At 72.6% G+C, this 1,780-nt stretch carries 2 protein-coding genes; one reads left to right on the plus strand and one right to left on the minus strand.

Features of this window, described 5'->3' with window-relative positions; genetic code table 11:
- Positions 1–51 precede the first annotated feature (51 nt).
- Entirely contained in the window at positions 52–804 is a 753-nt protein-coding gene (locus B9S61_RS11590) for an AfsA-related hotdog domain-containing protein (RefSeq protein ID WP_103542185.1), read from the plus strand.
- A 111-nt stretch (positions 805–915) separates the two neighbouring features.
- On the opposite strand, the gene B9S61_RS11595 is transcribed toward B9S61_RS11590, so the two are convergent.
- The coding region (locus B9S61_RS11595; protein ID WP_146064796.1) for a metallophosphoesterase at positions 916–1,780 on the minus strand (865 nt) is incomplete at its 5' end.

The following is a 1,780-nucleotide window of genomic DNA, read 5'->3' on the forward strand; positions in this document are numbered from 1 at the left end:
CGCGGCGTCAGAGGGCTTTCAGCAGCCGACAGTGGGGTGAAAGCGCCGCTCATGAGCTTCCTTCTCATCAGCCGAGAGAAGGGTCACCCGCCGATGACGGTGTCCACAACTGCCTTCGCCTCCGGTGTCCGGGAGCTCGAGTTCGTCCGGTCCGTCGACCGCCGTCTGCTCCACCGCCGGGCCCTGTCGGAAGTCTTCCTCACCGACACCGCGGCGGTGGACGGGCAGCGCTTCCTCGCCGGCGCGCAACTCCCCTCCTCGCACGCCTACTTCACCGACCACCCCGGTCACACCGCCGTCGACCCGGTGCTGCTGCTCGAATGCGCCCGCCAGGCCGAGACCTACGGCGCGCACCGCCACCTCGGTGTGGACGACGGCACCACGTTCGTTCTGCGGTCCTGGTCGATGCGCCTGCCCGGTCTGTTCACCGTGCGTTCCGGCGACCCGGCCGAGCTGACCATGGAGGTCACCACGGACCGGCCGGCCGACGCGAGCGCGCCGGCCCGTTCGGTCACGTACGGCATACGGTTCCTGATCGCCGGCCACGAGATGGGCGAGGCCCGGATGACGGTGGGCTACCTGTCCTCAGCGGCGTACGCGTTCGTCCGCTCCAAGCGGCGCGGCAGCCCGCCCGTCTCGTCCGACGACGTCCCGGCTCCCTACCTGAACGAGTACCTCGCCGCACACGGCCACGCCGACTGGTACCGCTGGTACGTGGCCGCGCTCTGCCCGATCAGCGCGACGTCCTTCATCCGCTACCGGGAGACGAAGAACACGGACCTGACCACCGTCGGCCGGGACTGACGGACACCGGCGAACCCGCCCCCGGCCGCGGGCAGTGGGGGCGGCACCCCGCGAGCGCGGTGGGCCGGGGCGGGGCTCCGCCCCGGCCCACCCCGGCCCACCCCGGTGTGCTCACGCCTCCCGCGACGCCAGCTCGATCACCGTGATGTCCGACGGCGCGCCCACCCGGGTGGGCGGCCCCCACGCCCCCGCTCCCCGGCTGACGTACAGCTGCGTGTCCCCGTACCGCTCCAGCCCGGACACCGTCGGATTCGCCGCACCCGCGACAAGATTCCCGGGCCACAGCTGGCCCCCGTGCGTGTGCCCGGACAGCTGCAGGTCCACCCCATGGTCGACGGCATCATGAATCTGCACAGGCTGATGTGCCAGCAGCACACACGCCCGCCCTCGATCCCGGTCGCCCAGCGCCTTCACGTAGTCGGGCCCCTCGCCCTCGCGCTCCCCGGCGATGTCGTTGACCCCGGCCAGATCGAAGTGCGGCAACTCCGTCCGGGCGTTCTCCAGCGGGTTCAGTCCGAGCCGCCGCACCTCGCGGACCCACTGCTCGGCACCGGAGAAGTACTCGTGGTTGCCGGTGACGAAGAACGACCCGTGGCGGGCCCTCAGCTGCGCCAGCGGCGCCGCGGCCGGACCGAGATCCTTCACGCTGCCGTCCACCAGGTCCCCGACGACCGCGATCAGATCCGGCTGGGTCGAGTTGACCGTGTCGACGACCTTCTGCGCGAACCCGCGCCCGAGCACCGGCCCGAGGTGCACGTCGGTCACCACCGCGATGCGGAAACCGTGTGCCGCGCGGGGCAGTCTGGCCAGCGGCACGGTGACCCGCTTCACACCCGGTCCGCGCAGCACCCCGTACGTCCCGTAGCCGACGGTCCCCACGGCAGCCGCGGCGGCGGCCCCGCCGACGACACGGGAGACGAAGAGACGCCGCGAGGGACCGGCGGGCGGCGCGGGGGCTCGCGGCGCGGGATCCACC

It is taken from the genome of Streptomyces sp. SM1, assembly GCF_002910825.1.
GTDB lineage: Bacteria > Actinomycetota > Actinomycetes > Streptomycetales > Streptomycetaceae > Streptomyces > Streptomyces okerensis.